General features: G+C 39.1%; 21 protein-coding genes. 18 read left to right on the forward strand and 3 right to left on the reverse strand.

The window, feature by feature from the left end:
• Window positions 1-50 precede the first annotated feature (50 nt).
• Window positions 51-176: a hypothetical protein gene (locus HKX40_RS10770; RefSeq protein WP_281360144.1), complete on the reverse strand. Its 126-nt coding sequence runs from the start codon at window positions 174-176 to the stop codon at window positions 51-53.
• A gap of 214 nt (window positions 177-390) precedes the next feature.
• Window positions 391-1,002 (reverse strand): cation efflux transmembrane domain-containing protein, encoded by a 612-nt coding sequence (locus HKX40_RS02485; RefSeq protein WP_171587992.1) that lies wholly within the window; start codon window positions 1,000-1,002, stop codon window positions 391-393.
• 82 nt (window positions 1,003-1,084) lie between these two features.
• On the opposite strand from HKX40_RS02485, the gene HKX40_RS02490 reads away from it, so the two are divergent.
• The 16 genes from HKX40_RS02490 to HKX40_RS02570 all read left to right on the forward strand — a co-directional run bounded on the left by HKX40_RS02490 (window position 1,085) and on the right by HKX40_RS02570 (window position 17,035).
• On the forward strand, window positions 1,085-1,507 hold the full coding sequence (locus HKX40_RS02490; RefSeq protein WP_171587993.1) for a MerR family DNA-binding protein: 423 nt from the start codon (window positions 1,085-1,087) through the stop codon (window positions 1,505-1,507).
• A gap of 492 nt (window positions 1,508-1,999) precedes the next feature.
• The gene (gene rhuM / locus HKX40_RS02495) at window positions 2,000-2,704 is read left to right on the forward strand and encodes a RhuM family protein (protein WP_216605141.1); all 705 of its coding nucleotides are present in this window, start codon (window positions 2,000-2,002) and stop codon (window positions 2,702-2,704) included.
• Window positions 2,705-3,039: 335 nt separating this feature from the next.
• On the forward strand, window positions 3,040-3,354 hold the full coding sequence (locus HKX40_RS02500) for a YdcP family protein (protein ID WP_000420682.1): 315 nt from the start codon (window positions 3,040-3,042) through the stop codon (window positions 3,352-3,354).
• Between the two features lie 15 nt (window positions 3,355-3,369).
• On the forward strand, window positions 3,370-3,756 hold the full coding sequence (locus HKX40_RS02505) for a YdcP family protein (RefSeq protein WP_000985015.1): 387 nt from the start codon (window positions 3,370-3,372) through the stop codon (window positions 3,754-3,756).
• 28 nt (window positions 3,757-3,784) lie between these two features.
• The gene (locus tag HKX40_RS02510; protein WP_000813488.1) at window positions 3,785-5,170 is read left to right on the forward strand and encodes an FtsK/SpoIIIE domain-containing protein; all 1,386 of its coding nucleotides are present in this window, start codon (window positions 3,785-3,787) and stop codon (window positions 5,168-5,170) included.
• Window positions 5,171-5,347: 177 nt separating this feature from the next.
• Window positions 5,348-6,553, forward strand: coding sequence for a MobT family relaxase (mobT, locus tag HKX40_RS02520; RefSeq protein WP_000398284.1), 1,206 nt, complete (start codon window positions 5,348-5,350; stop codon window positions 6,551-6,553).
• A gap of 42 nt (window positions 6,554-6,595) precedes the next feature.
• Complete coding sequence (locus HKX40_RS02525) at window positions 6,596-6,817, forward strand: hypothetical protein (RefSeq protein ID WP_001009056.1); 222 nt, start codon at window positions 6,596-6,598, stop codon at window positions 6,815-6,817.
• Window positions 6,818-6,933: 116 nt separating this feature from the next.
• Entirely contained in the window at window positions 6,934-7,431 is a 498-nt protein-coding gene (locus tag HKX40_RS02530; RefSeq protein WP_000342539.1) for an antirestriction protein ArdA, read from the forward strand.
• Window positions 7,432-7,519: 88 nt separating this feature from the next.
• Window positions 7,520-7,912, forward strand: a complete 393-nt coding sequence (locus tag HKX40_RS02535) for a conjugal transfer protein (RefSeq protein WP_000723888.1) — start codon at window positions 7,520-7,522, stop codon at window positions 7,910-7,912.
• Window positions 7,896-10,343 (forward strand): conjugal transfer ATPase TcpF, encoded by a 2,448-nt coding sequence (gene tcpF / locus HKX40_RS02540; protein ID WP_000331160.1) that lies wholly within the window; start codon window positions 7,896-7,898, stop codon window positions 10,341-10,343. Before HKX40_RS02535 ends, tcpF begins: the two co-directional genes overlap by 17 nt.
• Before the next feature lie 2 nt (window positions 10,344-10,345).
• On the forward strand, window positions 10,346-12,523 hold the full coding sequence (locus HKX40_RS02545; protein WP_000804748.1) for a CD3337/EF1877 family mobilome membrane protein: 2,178 nt from the start codon (window positions 10,346-10,348) through the stop codon (window positions 12,521-12,523).
• A gap of 125 nt (window positions 12,524-12,648) precedes the next feature.
• Window positions 12,649-13,521, forward strand: a complete 873-nt coding sequence (locus HKX40_RS02550; RefSeq protein WP_001102924.1) for a bifunctional lytic transglycosylase/C40 family peptidase — start codon at window positions 12,649-12,651, stop codon at window positions 13,519-13,521.
• Between the two features lie 14 nt (window positions 13,522-13,535).
• Complete coding sequence (locus tag HKX40_RS02555; RefSeq protein WP_000975335.1) at window positions 13,536-14,453, forward strand: conjugal transfer protein; 918 nt, start codon at window positions 13,536-13,538, stop codon at window positions 14,451-14,453.
• A gap of 283 nt (window positions 14,454-14,736) precedes the next feature.
• Window positions 14,737-14,814, forward strand: coding sequence for a tetracycline resistance determinant leader peptide (locus tag HKX40_RS02560; protein ID WP_078372222.1), 78 nt, complete (start codon window positions 14,737-14,739; stop codon window positions 14,812-14,814).
• A 15-nt stretch (window positions 14,815-14,829) separates the two neighbouring features.
• A complete protein-coding gene (gene tet(M) / locus HKX40_RS02565) occupies window positions 14,830-16,749 on the forward strand; it encodes a tetracycline resistance ribosomal protection protein Tet(M) (RefSeq protein WP_171587994.1) in 1,920 nt (639 codons plus the stop codon).
• 118 nt (window positions 16,750-16,867) lie between these two features.
• On the forward strand, window positions 16,868-17,035 hold the full coding sequence (locus tag HKX40_RS02570) for a cysteine-rich KTR domain-containing protein (protein WP_000336323.1): 168 nt from the start codon (window positions 16,868-16,870) through the stop codon (window positions 17,033-17,035).
• Between the two features lie 59 nt (window positions 17,036-17,094).
• On the opposite strand, the gene HKX40_RS02575 is transcribed toward HKX40_RS02570, so the two are convergent.
• On the reverse strand, window positions 17,095-17,448 hold the full coding sequence (locus tag HKX40_RS02575; protein ID WP_001227347.1) for a helix-turn-helix transcriptional regulator: 354 nt from the start codon (window positions 17,446-17,448) through the stop codon (window positions 17,095-17,097).
• A 504-nt stretch (window positions 17,449-17,952) separates the two neighbouring features.
• Here HKX40_RS02575 and HKX40_RS02580 point away from each other — a divergent pair.
• Both HKX40_RS02580 and HKX40_RS02585 read left to right on the forward strand, forming a co-directional pair.
• Entirely contained in the window at window positions 17,953-18,375 is a 423-nt protein-coding gene (locus HKX40_RS02580) for a sigma-70 family RNA polymerase sigma factor (protein WP_000804885.1), read from the forward strand.
• The gene (locus HKX40_RS02585; protein WP_000857133.1) at window positions 18,372-18,602 is read left to right on the forward strand and encodes a helix-turn-helix domain-containing protein; all 231 of its coding nucleotides are present in this window, start codon (window positions 18,372-18,374) and stop codon (window positions 18,600-18,602) included. Before HKX40_RS02580 ends, HKX40_RS02585 begins: the two co-directional genes overlap by 4 nt.
• Window positions 18,603-18,705: the final 103 nt, after the last annotated feature.

Genomic DNA, 18,705 nt, shown 5'->3' on the forward strand with positions numbered 1-18,705 from the left:
TCAAAATTATTATCATCCTTAATCATCACACTATCCTTTTACGACTATTCTTACCCACAAATGTTACGCTTCCCTGTGGTAAACACATAGCCACTGACTTCACACAGTATCGCATCATCCAATACCTTATCTTTACTAAATTCTAGCAAAATATCTAAATTCCATAATGCAAACATTAGTAAAATCACTTCACGATATTTACCACTAACCTTTGACCTCCTCCCCTATTTTGCCCTCATTAATCGAGCAAACGTATCGGTTGAGTGAGATAGAGAGCGTGCAGAAAAGATGGTGGCGGGAGGTGAAGTAGGTGAAGGGAACGTATTGTGAATAACACCTGACTGCTCTCATCCCCATCAGATGAAGCACCCTCCTCCTTTTGTTACCCCACTACTTTTGAGTAGAAAGCTCTTGTCGAGCATGGGCAAAAATACGCCAAGCGGCTTGCAAAGAAAAAAAAGACATCAATAAAGCCACTACTAAATCTGGTATATGCGACTGAGTAAAATACACGGCAACTGCAGCCAGAATCACCGCAAGATTCCCTAGAGCATCATTACGCGAACATAACCAGACACTTTGCATATTACTATCCCCCTCCCTAAAGGCATACAACAAAAAGGCCACGGAGAGATTGGCAATACATGCCAATACCCCAATTACTCCCATTTCATGATAATTAGGGAGTTGACCAAAGAAAAATTGATACACACTGGTTCCAAAAATCCATAGACCAAAAAGCCCCATCGTCGATGCCTTGATAAGAGAGGCATAAGCTCGTGTCTGCAAAGCCTTGCCTAATACAAAAAGGCTGATGAGATAATTCGCACTATCTCCCAAAAAATCCAGACTATCAGAAAGTAAAGAAACCGATCCTGCCTTAATGCCCCCAATAATCTCAACAAAAAACATCAACGTATTAATAATAAAAGCCACCCACAATACTCGACGATAACGCGCTGTCTGGGCGGTATGTTCACAACAATCATGAGAACAAGCCATTTAGCACCTCAACAAAAAACTTTACTCATTACTTTGATTGGTTTAAAGTTTAAAGCTTATAGTTACTACAAGGTCAATACACATGAAAAGTTTTTTCAATATAAAAACCCTTAGCCAAGCCAGTGGCGTATTACCCGAAACCATCCGTTTTTATGAAAAAATGCAATTAATACCGCCAGTCCAACGAGGCAGTAACGGCTATCGACAATTTCAGCAACAGCATCTTGAGCAATTAAAATTTATTAAAACCTGCCGCTCACTAGGCTTTGACCTGCAAGAAATCAAAACCCTATTAACACTACAAGAAAACCCACATGATGACTGCCGTGACGCCAATGAATTGGCCACTAAACATCTGGATAAAGTGAATCAAAAAATTGCCGAATTAGAAAATATCCGCTCTCTTTTAAAAGGGATGGTCAATTGCCATCAACACGATGTAGAACATTGCCTTGTCATTAATACACTCAAACAAGAGACTGCAGAGCGAGAATCTACTGTTTGAACCAACTACCAAACTGTTAAGAGAGAAAACATGTATAAGAAAAAAACTATTTCTTCCTTGTCAACTCAAAGAAAGAAAGCCCATGGGATAACTTTGGGGGATATGTGGAGGAGAAGTAATAAGTGACAGGTTTTCTGCCAAAACATCTCTCCTACTTTAAAAGTCTGTTCTTAGAGTTATAGCTGATACTTTGCACTGCTTTATTTATTCACTACTTTATTCATTGTCCCTCTAATATCAATGAATATCTTTGACCCATAAAACATAGTAAAATTAGCCATCCGACCTATCAGTAATTGGAATGTGTGGTAAGGTAGTCTGAACAAATCCCCCAATAAAAACAACGTGATATATATTCAAACTACTCATAGATAACCACTATTCACTGAATAGGCAAAGTTTTCAGCAAGCTGTTTTGAATAGGGACAACCAAGCCCCCCTTTTGTCGCATTCATCCTTAGCCATCAAAAATAGTCTCAAAGAGGTCTCAACATGAGTGAATTTATCTTATATACCGCCGCCGATGGCTTAGTTAAGCTTAATGTCACGCTGGATAATGAGACTGTGTGGCTTAGTCTTGACCAAATGGCTACATTGTTTAACCGTGATAAATCAACAATATCTCGTCATATTAAAAATATTTTTGAGGAAGGTGAATTATCAGAGAACATGGTTGTTGCAAATTTTGCAACAACCACTCAACACGGCGCGATACAAGGCAAGACTCAAACACATGATGTGAAGTTTTACAACCTCGATGTCATTATTTCCGTAGGATACCGCGTTAAATCTCAACAAGGTGTGCATTTTCGTCAGTGGGCAACCGCACGGTTAAAAGAATACCTCATCAAAGGCTTTACCATGGATGATGAGCGCTTAAAAAACTTAGGTGGCGGGAATTATTGGAAAGAGTTACTTGAGCGGATTCGTGATATTCGTTCCAGCGAAAAAGTCATGTATCGCCAAGTATTGGATTTATATGCCACAGCAATAGACTACGACCCTAAAAGTGATTTAAGTATTGAGTTTTTTAAGATGGTGCAAAACAAACTGCACTATGCCGCACACGGACACACCGCCAGCGAAGTGATTTATTACCGTGTGGATAGCGATAAACCCTTTGCTGGACTGACGAGTTTTAAGGGGTCTCAACCGACGCAAGCGGAAGCCATGATTGCTAAAAACTTTTTTGTATAAAAAATAGCATAAAAATCTAGTTATCCGCATAAAAACTGGACTTATCACACTTTATCAAGGTCAAAACCACTCAATTTACTACTAATTTACTACTTATGAATGAGCTTTGATACGACGATTTATCCTTGAAAAGTGAAGATATAAAGATACTTCCAATAAAATTTGAATATTTAATAGGTAGACACTTCAAAAAATGAGGTGTCTATTTTTTTACCCGATTTTGAAAGGAAGTGAACTTATGAAAACAAAAAATCAAGAATCAAAAGGTCGTTCCCCACTCTTTAAGACCATCAAACATTCATTCAGCCAATAAAAAAGAAAGGATAGGTAAAAATATGGAACTTAAATTTGTGATTCCCAACATGGAAAAAACATTCGGCAATTTAGAATTTGCTGGCGAGGATAAAGTCGTTCAGCGAAGAATCAACGGACGGCTAACTGTCTTATCAAGAAGCTATAATCTCTATTCTGATGTTCAAAGAGCAGATGATATTGTGGTGGTGCTTCCTGCTGAAGCTGGCGAAAAACATTTCGGCTTTGAGGAACGTGTGAAGTTAGTCAATCCACGTATTACCGCAGAGGGCTACAAAATCGGCACTCGTGGTTTTACAAATTACCTTTTACATGCTGACGACATGATAAAAGAATAAAGAAAGAGAGGAAAAATGATGAGATTAGCAAATGGCATTGTATTAGATAAAGACACGACTTTTGGAGAATTGAAATTCTCTGCTCTACGTCGTGAAGTGAGAATCCAAAATGAAGACGGGTCGGTTTCAGATGAAATCAAGGAACGTACCTATGACTTAAAATCCAAAGGACAAGGACGCATGATTCAAGTAAGTATTCCTGCCAGCGTGCCTTTGAAAGAGTTTGATTATAACGCACGGGTGGAACTTATCAATCCCATTGCGGACACCGTTGCTACTGCCACCTATCAAGGAGCAGATGTTGACTGGTATATCAAGGCAGACGATATTGTGCTGACAAAGGATTCTAGTTCATTCAAAGCTCAACCACAAGCAAAGAAAGAACCGACACAAGACAAATAGTCGCTAGGTAGAAAGGAGACTTTTTCGCATGAAACAGCGTGGTAAAAGGATTCGCCCATCTGGTAAAGATTTAGTCTTTCATTTTACGATAGCGTCACTCCTGCCTGTTTTCCTGCTGGTTGTCGGACTGTTTCATGTGAAGACAATCCAGCAGATCAACTGGCAGGATTTTAACCTATCACAAGCAGATAAGATTGACATTCCCTATTTAATTATCAGTTTCAGTGTCGCAATTCTTATCTGCTTGCTGGTAGCGTTTGTATTCAAACGGGTTCGCTATGATACGGTTAAACAACTTTACCACCGTCAAAAACTGGCAAAGATGATACTTGAAAACAAGTGGTATGAATCTGAACAGGTCAAAACAGAGGGTTTCTTTAAAGATAGTGCTGGTCGTACAAAGGAAAAGATAACCTACTTCCCTAAAATGTATTATCGACTTAAAAATGGCTTGATACAGATACGGGTGGAAATCACGCTGGGAAAATATCAAGACCAACTCTTACACTTGGAAAAGAAATTAGAGAGTGGCTTGTACTGTGAGCTGACGGATAAAGAGTTAAAGGATTCCTATGTGGAATATACTTTGCTCTATGACACCATAGCCAGTCGTATTTCTATTGATGAAGTAGAAGCTAAAGATGGTAAACTTCGCTTAATGAAAAACGTATGGTGGGAATATGATAAGCTCCCTCATATGTTGATTGCTGGTGGTACAGGTGGCGGTAAAACTTACTTTATACTGACACTGATTGAAGCCTTGCTTCATACAGATTCAAAACTGTATATTCTTGACCCGAAAAATGCTGATCTTGCGGACTTAGGTTCTGTGATGGCAAATGTCTACTATAGAAAAGAAGACTTGCTTTCTTGCATTGAAACATTCTATGAAGAAATGATGAAACGTAGTGAGGAAATGAAGCAGATGAAGAACTATAAGACTGGCAAAAATTATGCTTACTTAGGTCTCCCGGCACACTTCTTAATCTTTGATGAATACGTCGCTTTCATGGAAATGCTGGGAACAAAAGAAAACACCGCAGTTATGAATAAGCTGAAACAGATTGTCATGTTAGGTCGTCAAGCTGGCTTCTTTCTAATACTGGCTTGTCAACGTCCAGACGCAAAATATTTAGGCGACGGAATCCGTGATCAGTTTAATTTCAGAGTGGCTTTAGGTCGTATGTCTGAAATGGGCTATGGCATGATGTTTGGCAGTGACGTACAAAAGGATTTCTTCTTAAAGCGAATCAAAGGTCGTGGCTATGTTGATGTAGGAACAAGTGTCATATCAGAGTTTTATACTCCCCTTGTACCAAAAGGATATGATTTCTTGGAGGAAATTAAAAAGTTATCCAACAGCAGACAGTCCACGCAGGCGACGTGCGAAGCGGAAGTCGCAGGTGTGGACTGATCTTGCTGGCTGGTGTGGCAATAGCCACGCCAGCACTTAACCCCCCGTATCTAACAGGGGGGTACAAATCGACAGGAAACAGTCAAAAAAACATTAGAAAATCCTTTGGTTACAAGGGATTTACAAAATTTCAGCGTATGTCAAATGGGCTTTAAAAGTTGACATACGCCTTTTTGATTGGAGGGATTTTTACTGAATGAACAAACTTGGTTACAGCATTTAAAAGAAAAACGCTTGGCTTATGGACTATCTCAAAACCGTTTAGCTGTTGCGACTGGTATTACAAGGCAGTATCTAAGCGATATTGAAACAGGAAAAGTCAAGCCATCAGAGGATTTACAGCAGTCCCTTTGGGAAGCTCTGGAACGCTTCAATCCCGACGCTCCCCTTGAAATGCTGTTTGATTATGTAAGAATTCGCTTTCCGACAACAGACGTACAGCAGGTGGTCGAAAACATCTTACAACTGAAACTGTCCTATTTTCTTCATGAGGACTATGGTTTCTATTCTTATTCAGAGCATTATGCTTTAGGCGACATATTCGTCCTTTGCTCCCATGAACTGGACAAAGGAGTTCTGGTGGAATTGAAAGGTCGTGGGTGCAGACAATTTGAAAGCTATCTTCTGGCACAACAAAGAAGCTGGTATGAGTTCTTTATGGACGTTTTGGTGGCTGGCGGTGTGATGAAACGCCTTGACCTTGCCATTAACGATAAGACAGGGATTTTAAATATCCCTGTACTCACTGAAAAGTGCCAACAGGAAGAATGTATCTCCGTCTTCCGCAGTTTTAAAAGCTATCGCAGTGGCGAACTGGTACGCAAAGAGGAAAAGGAATGTATGGGAAACACCCTCTATATCGGTTCATTACAAAGTGAAGTTTATTTCTGTATCTATGAAAAGGACTACGAGCAGTACAAGAAAAATGATATTCCCATTGAAGACGCAGAAGTAAAAAACCGTTTTGAGATTCGATTGAAAAATGAGCGTGCCTATTATGCAGTCCGTGATTTACTCGTCTATGACAATCCAGAGCATACCGCCTTTAAAATTATCAATCGGTATATCCGTTTTGTAGATAAAGACGATTCCAAACCTCGTTCTGATTGGAAACTGAATGAAGAATGGGCTTGGTTTATTGGGAACAATCGTGAACGATTAAAACTAACCACAAAACCAGAGCCTTACTCCTTCCAAAGGACGCTGAACTGGCTATCTCATCAAGTTGCCCCGACCTTAAAGGTTGCGATTAAACTTGATGAAATCAACCAGACGCAGGTTGTAAAAGACATTCTCGACCATGCGAAACTGACAGACCGACACAAGCAGATTTTGAAGCAACAGTCAGTAAAAGAACAGGACGTGATAACAACAAAAAAATAACTCAAATACAAATTCATTGAATATAGAGAGGAGAACATTTTTATGAATTTTGGACAAAACCTTTATAACTGGTTTCTATCAAACGCTCAATCACTGGTGCTTTTAGCAATCGTTGTGATTGGCTTGTATCTTGGCTTCAAGCGTGAGTTTAGCAAACTGATTGGCTTTTTAATTATTGCGATTATTGCGGTTGGCTTAGTCTTCAACGCTGCTGGAGTAAAAGACATTTTACTAGAGCTATTCAATCGCATTATTGGTGCTTAAATAAAACCGTTCTTTTGTGGAATATAAGTGGTTTTCTTATGTTCCGCAAAGGAATGGTACACCAAACGAAGTGCGGTAGGGATTTTTGAATCTCTACAAAGAAAGGACGTGAATATATGGACGATATGCAAGTCTATATTGCGAATTTAGGCAAATACAATGAGGGCGAATTGGTCGGTGCGTGGTTTACCTTTCCCATTGACTTTGAGGAAGTCAAAGAGAAAATCGGCTTGAATGATGAATATGAGGAATACGCCATTCATGACTACGAGTTACCCTTTACGGTTGACGAATACACTTCCATTGGCGAACTCAATCGACTATGGGAAATGGTATCGGAATTACCCGAAGAATTACAATCGGAGCTATCTGCTCTGCTCACTCATTTTTCAAGCATTGAAGAACTAAGCGAACATCAAGAGGATATTATCATTCATTCCGATTGTGATGATATGTATGACGTGGCACGCTACTACATTGAAGAAACGGGTGCTTTAGGCGAAGTACCAGCTAGTCTTCAAAACTATATTGATTATCAAGCCTATGGTCGGGATTTAGACCTTTCAGGAACGTTTATCTCAACCAATCATGGGATTTTTGAAATCGTCTATTAAATCTGTCGGTACATTACTACTGGCAGATTTTCTATTTTACGGGGTGGCTCAATCAGCTACCCCTATTTTTTATGAAAGGATTGATTACATGAAGAAAATACGAAGCTATACCAGTATCTGGTCTGTGGAAAAGGTACTGTATTCTATCAATGATTTTAGACTTCCGTTTCCCATAACCTTTACGCAAATGACATGGTTTGTCGTGTCACTCTTTGCAGTGATGATACTTGGCAACTTGCCCCCTCTTTCCATGATAGAGGGAGCATTTCTCAAATACTTTGGGATTCCTGTGGCTTTCACATGGTTTATGTCTACAAAAACTTTTGATGGTAAAAAGCCTTATGGATTTTTGAAGTCTGTCATTGCTTATGCACTGCGACCAAAGCTGACCTATGCAGGAAAAAAAGTAACGCTTGGCAGAAACCAGCCACAAGAAGCCATTACAGCAGTTAGGAGTGAATTTTATGGCATATCCAATTAAATACATTGAAAACAATCTCGTCTGGAATAAAGACGGGGAATGTTATGCTTACTATGAGCTTGTTCCTTACAATTACTCATTTCTAAGTCCAGAACAGAAAATACAAGTGCATGATTCTTTCAGACAGCTTATCGCACAAAATCGTGATGGCAAAATTCATGCTTTACAAATCAGTACAGAATCCAGCATACGTTCTGCACAAGAGCGTTCCAAAAATGAAGTCACTGGCAAGCTCAAAGCGGTTGCCTATGACAAAATCGACCAACAGACAGACGCTTTAATATCCATGATTGGCGAAAATCAAGTGAACTACCGTTTCTTTATCGGCTTTAAGTTGCTTCTCAACGATCAGGAGTTTTCTATGAAAAGTCTTACCGTTGAAGCAAAAAATGCTTTGTCTGATTTTGTCTATGATGTGAACCATAAGCTGATGGGCGATTTTGTTAGTATGAGTAATGATGAAATCCTGCGTTTTCAGAAGATGGAAAAGCTCTTAGAAAATAAAATCTCTCGTCGTTTCAAAATCCGCAGGTTAGATAAGGACGACTTCGGCTATCTGATTGAACACCTTTACGGACAGACAGGCACTGCCTATGAAGAGTATGAGTACCATCTATCAAAGAAAAAGCTGGATAATGAAACGCTGATTAAATACTATGACTTGATTAAGCCTACTCGCTGTTTGGTGGAAGAAAAACAGCGATATTTGAAAATCCAGCAGGAAGATGAAACCGTCTATGTAGCTTACTTTACCATTAACAGCATTGTCGGAGAACTGGACTTCCCGTCCTCTGAAATCTTCTACTACCAGCAACAGCAATTTACATTCCCGATTGATACGTCAATGAATGTGGAAATTGTAGCGAATCGTAAAGCCCTATCTACTGTCCGCAATAAAAAGAAAGAACTGAAAGACTTGGATAACCACGCTTGGCAAAGTGATAATGAAACCAGCTCCAATGTGGCGGAAGCTCTGGAAAGTGTGAATGAGCTGGAAACCAATTTAGACCAAAGCAAGGAATCTATGTACAAGCTGTCTTATGTGGTAAGGGTATCAGCAAATGATCTTGACGAACTCAAACGTCGTTGTAATGAAGTGAAAGATTTTTATGACGATTTAAGCGTAAAACTGGTACGACCATTTGGGGATATGCTCGGCTTACATGAAGAATTTTTACCTGCCAGCAAGCGTTATATGAATGATTATATTCAATACGTGACCTCTGATTTCCTCGCTGGTTTAGGTTTTGGTGCTACTCAAATGCTGGGGGAAAATGAGGGGATTTATGTTGGCTACAGCTTAGATACTGGACGCAATGTCTATCTGAAACCTGCTCTTGCCAGTCAAGGGGTTAAGGGTTCAGTAACCAATGCGTTAGCGTCGGCTTTTGTTGGTTCGCTGGGTGGTGGTAAATCCTTTGCGAATAACCTTATCGTCTATTATGCGGTGCTTTATGGGGCACAAGCAGTGATTGTAGACCCAAAAGCAGAACGTGGCAGATGGAAAGAAACCTTGCCAGAGATTTCCCATGAAATCAATATCGTCACTCTGACTTCTGATGAGAAAAACAAAGGCTTACTTGACCCTTATGTGATTATGAAAAATCCCAAAGATTCTGAATCACTGGCTATTGATATTCTGACATTCCTTACGGGGATTTCCTCTCGTGATGGGGAACGCTTCCCAATCCTTAGAAAAGCCATTCGTGCAGTAACCAATAGTGAAGTACGAGGGTTGATGAAAGTGATTGAGGAATTACGGGTTGAGAATACGCCACTAAGTACCAGTATAGCCGACCATATCGAAAGTTTTACAGACTATGACTTTGCACATTTATTATTCAGTAATGGTTATGTGGAGCAGTCTATCAGCTTAGAAAAACAACTGAACATTATACAGGTTGCGGACTTGGTACTTCCCGACAAGGAAACTTCCTTTGAGGAATATACCACTATGGAGCTTTTATCCGTTGCTATGCTGATTGTCATTAGTACCTTTGCTTTAGACTTTATCCATACAGACCGAAGCATTTTCAAGATTGTAGATTTAGACGAAGCATGGAGCTTTTTACAGGTAGCACAAGGAAAAACACTATCTATGAAGCTGGTTCGGGCTGGTCGTGCTATGAACGCTGGGGTATATTTCGTGACCCAAAATACAGACGACCTCTTAGATGAAAAACTGAAAAATAACCTCGGCTTAAAATTTGCATTTCGTTCCACTGACCTTAACGAGATTAAAAAGACCTTAGCCTTTTTTGGTGTAGACCCAGAGGACGAAAACAATCAGAAGCGATTGCGTGATTTGGAAAACGGGCAATGCCTTATCAGTGATTTATATGGTCGTGTCGGTGTGATACAGTTCCACCCTGTATTTGAAGAACTGCTCCATGCCTTTGATACCAGACCACCTGTGCGAAAAGAGGTGTAAATGTGAAACCATCAATAGTAAACAGAATAAAATCAAACTGGACGCTGAAACGTCTAGGTAAAGTGGCAATGACAGTGGCTTTCACACTTGTGATTGCCATTTTTCTTTTAGCCATGCTGGGAACGGTGGTTCAAGCTGCGGGCTTGGTAGATGATACGGTCAATGTGGCAAATGAATACAGCCGATACCCACTTGAAAACTATCAACTGGATTTTTATGTGGATAATAGCTGGGGCTGGCTTCCGTGGAACTGGTCGGACGGGATTGGAAAACAGGTCATGTATGGACTATATGCCATTACCAATTTTATTTGGACAATCAGTTTGTATGTTTCCAATGCGACAGGTTACTTAGTACAGGAAGCCTATTCCTTAGACTTCATTTCCGCTACAGCAGATTCCATTGGTAAGAATATGCAGACCTTAGCTGGTGTGAGTGCAAACGGATTTTCAACAGAGGGTTTCTATGTTGGATTCCTCTTACTCTTGATTTTGGTTCTTGGGGTTTATGTTGCCTATACGGGACTGATAAAGAGAGAAACCACAAAGGCAATTCATGCCATTATGAATTTTGTGCTGGTGTTTATCCTATCGGCTTCCTTTATTGCCTACGCTCCCGACTACATTAAAAAAATCAATGACTTTTCATCAGACATCAGTAATGCCAGTTTATCACTTGGCACGAAGATTGTCATGCCCCATTCCGATAGTCAAGGCAAGGACAGCGTGGACTTAATCAGAGATAGCCTGTTTTCCATACAGGTTCAGCAACCGTGGCTACTGCTTCAATACAACAGTTCAGACATTGAAAGTATCGGTATTGACCGTGTGGAAAGCCTGCTCTCCACCAGCCCAGATTCCAACAATGGCGAAGACAGAGAAAAAATTGTTGCGGAAGAAATTGAAGACAGAAGCAATACCAATCTAACCATTACAAAGACCATTAACCGTTTAGGTACAGTCTTCTTCCTATTTGTCTTCAATATTGGGATTTCCATATTTGTATTCCTATTAACAGGAATCATGATTTTCTCGCAGGTACTTTTTATCATCTATGCTATGTTTCTGCCTGTGAGCTTTATTTTAAGCATGATTCCATCATTTGATGGTATGTCAAAACGAGCCATAACAAAGCTCTTTAATACCATTTTGACACGAGCTGGAATCACATTGATTATTACGACAGCATTTAGTATTTCAACCATGCTCTATACCTTATCGGCTGGTTATCCGTTCTTTTTGATTGCTTTTCTACAGATTGTGACCTTTGCAGGAATCTACTTCAAGCTGGGCGATTTAATGAGTATGTTTTCTCTACAGAGTAACGATTCTCAAAGTGTGGGAAGTCGTGTGATGAGAAAACCTCGTATGCTTATGCACGCTCACATGCACCGTCTACAGCGGAAACTTGGACGTTCCATGACTACTCTAGGGGCTGGGTCTGCCATTGTTACAGGTAAAAAAGGACAGTCGGGTTCGGGGAGTTCTGCAAGGACACAAGCAGATCACTCCCGACCAGACGGAAAGGAAAAATCAACACTTGGAAAACGTATCGGTCAAACCATCGGTACAGTAGCTGATACCAAAGACAGAATGGTAGACACTGCTAGTGGTTTGAAAGAACAGGTTAAAGATTTGCCGACCAATGCAAGATATGCAGTATATCAAGGAAAATCCAAAGTAAAAGAGAATGTCCGTGATTTAACCAGTAGTATTTCTCAAACCAAAGCGGACAGAGCCAGTGGACGCAAGGAACAGCAGGAACAAAGGCGAAAAACCATTGCGAAGCGTCGCTCTGAAATGGAACAGGTCAAACAGAAAAAACAGCCTGCTTCTTCTGTTCATGAAAGACCGACTACAAGACAAGAACAATATCATGATGAACAGACCTCAAAACAGTCTAATATTCAGACTTCATATAAGGAATCTCAACAAGCCAAACAAGAGCGTCCAGCAGTTAAGTCCGATTTTTCAAGTCCAAAAGTGGAACGCCAAGGCAATACCGTTCAAGAAAAAACCGTTCAAAAGCCAGCAACTTCAACCACTACAGCAGATAGAACTTCACAACGTCCAATCACAAAAGAACGTCCGTCTACTGTTCAAAGAGTACCACTACAAAATACAAGAAGTAGACCACCAATCAAAACCGCCACCATTAAGAAAGTCGGTAAGAAACCATGAAGTTGAAAACTTTAGTGATTGGTGGTTCTGGATTATTCTTGATGGTCTTCTCACTGCTTCTGTTTGTTGCCATTTTATTTTCAGATGAACAGGACAGCGGAATTTCCAATATTCATTATGGAGGTGTGAATGTTTCCGCAGAAGTGCTGGCTCATAAGCCTATGGTAGAAAAATATGCCAAAGAATATGGCGTTGAAGAATATGTCAACATACTTCTTGCGATTATACAGGTGGAATCGGGCGGTACTGCGGAAGATGTTATGCAGTCCTCGGAATCCCTCGGTCTTCCACCTAATTCATTGAGTACAGAAGAATCCATTAAGCAAGGTGTGAAGTATTTCAGTGAATTATTAGCCAGTAGCGAAAGGCTCAGTGTAGATTTAGAATCGGTTATCCAGTCCTACAATTATGGTGGTGGTTTCTTAGGGTATGTGGCTAATCGTGGAAATAAATATACCTTTGAACTGGCTCAAAGTTTCTCAAAAGAGTATTCAGGTGGCGAAAAAGTGTCTTACCCCAATCCCATAGCCATACCTATCAATGGGGGCTGGCGATACAACTATGGCAATATGTTTTATGTGCAACTGGTAACGCAGTATCTTGTCACAACAGAGTTTGATGATGATACGGTACAAGCCATCATGGACGAAGCACTGAAATATGAGGGCTGGCGATACGTTTACGGTGGAGCTTCCCCGACTACTTCTTTTGATTGTAGCGGACTGACACAATGGACGTATGGAAAAGCTGGAATTAACTTACCACGAACCGCACAACAGCAATATGATGTGACCCAGCATATCCCACTATCGGAAGCACAAGCTGGCGATTTGGTTTTCTTTCATTCTACCTATAACGCTGGCTCTTATATTACTCATGTTGGGATATACCTTGGCAATAACCGTATGTTTCATGCAGGCGACCCAATCGGTTATGCCGACTTAACAAGCCCCTACTGGCAACAGCATTTAGTGGGAGCAGGACGAATCAAACAATGAGAAAGGAAGATTTAATGATGAAATTTAGAAAAAATCAGAATAAAGAAAAACAGATACCAAAGGAAAAGAAACCTCGTGTCTACTATAAGGTCAATCCTCATAAAAAGGTTGTGATTGCCTTGTGGGTACTTTTAGGGCTTAGTTTCAGCTTTGCGATATTCAAGCACTTTACAGCTATAGATACTCATACTATTCACGAAACAACTATCATAGAAAAGGAATACGTTGATACTCATCATGTAGAAAATTTTGTAGAGAACTTTGCGAAAGTCTACTATTCATGGGAGCAATCCGATAAGTCCATTGATAATCGAATGGAAAGTCTAAAAGGCTATCTGACAGATGAACTTCAAGCTCTCAATGTTGATACAGTACGCAAAGATATTCCTGTATCGTCTTCTGTAAGAGGATTTCAGATATGGACGGTAGAGCCAACTGGCGACAATGAGTTTAATGTAACCTACAGTGTAGACCAGCTCATTACAGAGGGAGAAAATACAAAGACCGTCCACTCTGCTTATATAGTGAGTGTCTATGTAGATGGTTCTGGAAATATGGTACTGGTTAAGAATCCGACCATTACCAACATACCTAAGAAATCAAGTTATAAACCAAAAGCCATTGAAAGTGAGGGGACGGTTGATTCCATTACAACCAATGAAATCAATGAGTTTTTAACGACGTTCTTCAAGCTCTATCCTACAGCGACAGCCAGTGAACTTTCCTACTATGTGAATGACGGGATATTAAAACCAATCGGAAAAGAGTACATCTTTCAAGAACTGGTAAATCCTATTCACAATCGTAAGGATAATCAAGTCACGGTATCGCTGACAGTGGAGTATATCGACCAGCAGACCAAAGCAACGCAGGTATCTCAATTTGATTTGGTACTTGAAAAGAACGGGAGTAATTGGAAGATTATAGAATAACAAATATTGGTACATTATTACAGCTATTTTGTAATCACGTACTCTCTTTGATAAAAAATTGGAGATTCCTTTACAAATATGCTCTTACGTGCTATTATTTAAGTATCTATTTAAAAGGAGTTAATAAATATGCGGCAAGGTATTCTTAAATAAACTGTCAATTTGATAGTGGGAACAAATAATTGGATGTCCTTTTTTAGGAGGGCTTAGTTTTTTGTACCCAGTTTAAGAATACCTTTATCATGTGATTCTAAAGTATCCGGAGAATATCTGTATGCTTTGTATGCCTATGGTTATGCATAAAAATCCCAGTGATAAGAGTATTTATCACTGGGATTTTTATGCCCTTTTGGGCTTTTGAATGGAGGAAAATCACATGAAAATTATTAATATAGGTGTTTTAGCTCATGTTGATGCAGGAAAAACTACCTTAACAGAAAGCTTATTATATAACAGTGGAGCGATTACAGAATTAGGAAGCGTGGACAAAGGTACAACGAGGACGGATAATACGCTTTTAGAACGTCAGAGAGGAATTACAATTCAGACAGGAATAACCTCTTTTCAGTGGGAAAATACGAAGGTGAACATCATAGACACGCCAGGACATATGGATTTCTTAGCAGAAGTATATCGTTCATTATCAGTTTTAGATGGGGCAATTCTACTGATTTCTGCAAAAGATGGCGTACAAGCACAAACTCGTATATTATTTCATGCACTTAGGAAAATGGGGATTCCCACAATCTTTTTTATCAATAAGATTGACCAAAATGGAATTGATTTATCAACGGTTTATCAGGATATTAAAGAGAAACTTTCTGCCGAAATTGTAATCAAACAGAAGGTAGAACTGTATCCTAATATGTGTGTGACGAACTTTACCGAATCTGAACAATGGGATACGGTAATAGAGGGAAACGATGACCTTTTAGAGAAATATATGTCCGGTAAATCATTAGAAGCATTGGAACTCGAACAAGAGGAAAGCATAAGATTTCATAATTGTTCCCTGTTCCCTGTTTATCACGGAAGTGCAAAAAACAATATAGGGATTGATAACCTTATAGAAGTGATTACGAATAAATTTTATTCATCAACACATCGAGGTCCGTCTGAACTTTGCGGAAATGTCTTCAAAATTGAATATTCGGAAGAAAGACAACGTCTTGCATATGTACGCCTTTATGGCGGAATCCTGCATTTGCGGGATTCGGTTAGAATATCGGAAAAGGAAAAAATAAAAATTACAGAAATGTATACTTCAATAAATGGTGAATTATGTAAAATTGATAAGGCTTATTCCGGGGAAATTGTTATTTTGCAAAATGAGTTTTTGAAGCTAAATAGTGTTCTTGGAGATACAAAGCTATTGCCACAGAGAGAGAGAATTGAAAATCCGCTCCCTCTGCTGCAAACAACTGTTGAACCGAGCAAACCTCAACAAAGGGAAATGTTACTTGATGCACTTTTAGAAATCTCCGACAGTGACCCGCTTCTACAATATTATGTGGATTCTACGACACATGAAATCATACTTTCTTTCTTAGGGAAAGTACAAATGGAAGTGACTTGTGCTCTATTGCAAGAAAAGTATCATGTGGAGGTAAAAATAAAAAAGCCTACAGTCATTTATATGGAAAGACCGTTAAAAAAAGCAGAGTATACCATTCACATCGAAGTGCCACCGAATCCCTTCTGGGCTTCCATTGGTTTATCTGTATCACCGCTTCCGTTGGGAAGTGGAATGCAGTATGAGAGCTCGGTTTCTCTTGGATACTTAAATCAATCATTTCAAAATGCAGTTATGGAAGGGATACGCTATGGTTGCGAACAAGGATTATATGGTTGGAATGTGACGGATTGTAAAATCTGTTTTAAGTATGGCTTATACTATAGCCCTGTTAGTACCCCAGCAGATTTTCGGATGCTTGCTCCTATTGTATTGGAACAAGTCTTAAAAAAAGCTGGAACAGAATTGTTAGAGCCATATCTTAGTTTTAAAATTTATGCGCCACAGGAATATCTTTCACGAGCATACAACGATGCTCCTAAATATTGTGCGAACATCGTAGACACTCAATTGAAAAATAATGAGGTCATTCTTAGTGGAGAAATCCCTGCTCGGTGTATTCAAGAATATCGTAGTGATTTAACTTTCTTTACAAATGGACGTAGTGTTTGTTTAACAGAGTTAAAAGGGTACCATGTTACTACCGGTGAACCTGTTTGCCAGCCCCGTCGTCCAAATAGTCGGATAGATAAAGTACGATATATGTTCAATAAAATAACTTAGTGTATTTTATGTTGTTATATAAATATGGTTTCTTGTTAAATAAGATGAAATATTTTTTAATAAAGATTTGAATTAAAGTGTAAAGGAGGAGATAGTTATTATAAACTACAAGTGGATATTGTGTCCTGTATGTGGAAATAAAACACGATTAAAGATAAGGGAAGATACTGAATTAAAAAAATTCCCCCTCTATTGTCCGAAATGCAGACAAGAAAATTTAATTGAAATAAAGCAGTTCAAAGTAACTGTGATTACAGAGCCAGACGCAAAGACGCAGAGCCGATAAAATGAGATTAATACAATCTCATTTTATCGGCTCTTTCCGTTATGTATGGATTCTTTTAATTAGTCTTCGATGTTTCTTGCTTCGTTGATACCGCTGGCTAAAGATTCCATTAAGGATAGTTCTTTGTCTGTAAAGCTATCCATGTATTTCTCTATCTGTAATCGTCGGGTGCTTTTTACCAAGTTATTAGCAGGTAAGAAAAATTCATCAACGGAAACATGAAGTAACGATACAAGGTCATAAAGAACTTGTATGCTGGGGTGTTGCCCTTTATTTTCAATATTAGTTAAGTACCGTGGGTCAATTTCAATCAATGCTCCCACTTGTTCACGAGTTAAACCTCGTTTCAATCGAGCTTCTTTAATGGCTAAACCAAAGGCTCTAAAATCATATTTATCTTCTTTTTTACGCATAGTAGACCACCTCTATACATTTTATTGTTCCTACTGAATTAAAAACAGGTATAGAAAAACGTGTTATATGGTTTATAGGTTTATATTTAATAAAAAGCACTACTAAACGCCAATAAAAAAAACCGTTATATGGTAGTGCTATTTACGCTGTTAAAATATTGTATATTACTTCCAAATGGCGGTTTGTTGGAGGTCAACGTCGCCATGAAGTACATCATATACAATAAATTTCCTTACATTGGGTTCTTGTCAAAAAAAGTCGTCTATCTGCAATAGATAAGTACGTCCACCAATGTGGTTTTATAAATCATATAGATAGAATAACAGAAGCATGTAAACAGAGAAATAAATCTGTTTATATGCTTTTTTGGCTATTCAGAACTTTTTTACAAAGTTTATTTATCAGTAATGCAACAAATCCCCCTTTCACATTGGGACTAAGAGTGAAAGGAGATAAACGAGCAAGGCTCACTTCCTTTCCTAGACAGAAAGGGGGTGAGAAACATGAAACCATCTTCTTTTCAGACCACAATAGAAAATCAGTTTGACTATATCTGTAAACGTGCTATGGAAGACGAGCGAAAGAATTATATGCTTTATCTTTCAAGGATTGCAAAGCGTGAGGTGTCCTTTTCGGATGTTGGCGATTATCTTGTTAGCCAGTTTGCGACAACAGATAACTATTCAACTGACTTTCAGATTTTTACACTCAATGGGTTATCAGTAGGCGTTGAAAATGATTTGTTGAGTGAAGCATTACGTGAGTTGCCAGACAAGAAACGTGAAATTCTACTGCTGTTTTACTTTATGGACATGAGCGATTCAGAAATTGCAGACCTGTTGAAATTGAACCGTTCTACTGTCTATCGGCATAGAACCAGTGGACTAGCCTTAATTAAAAAGTTTATGGAGGAATTTGAAGAATGAAAACACAATATCCTATGATTCCCTTTCCTCTCATTGTAAAGGCAACAGATGGCGATACCGAAGCGATTAACCAGATTCTACATCATTACAGAGGGTACATAACGAAGCGTTCCCTACGACTTATGAAAGATGAATATGGCAATCAAAGTATGGTCGTTGATGAAGTCTTACGTGGAAGAATGGAAACCAGACTGATTACAAAGATTTTGTCATTTGAAATTAAGTAATATCCTCTCTCCTTTCGTGGAAGCGTGCTAAACCATTCCACGCTTCCCGAACAGGGAGGTTTGTTATTCCACCAAAGCATATTGAGCTTTCAATGTGTTTTGA

Origin of the sequence: Pelistega europaea (assembly GCF_013133775.1) — a bacterium.
Lineage (GTDB): Bacteria > Pseudomonadota > Gammaproteobacteria > Burkholderiales > Burkholderiaceae_B > Taylorella > Taylorella europaea.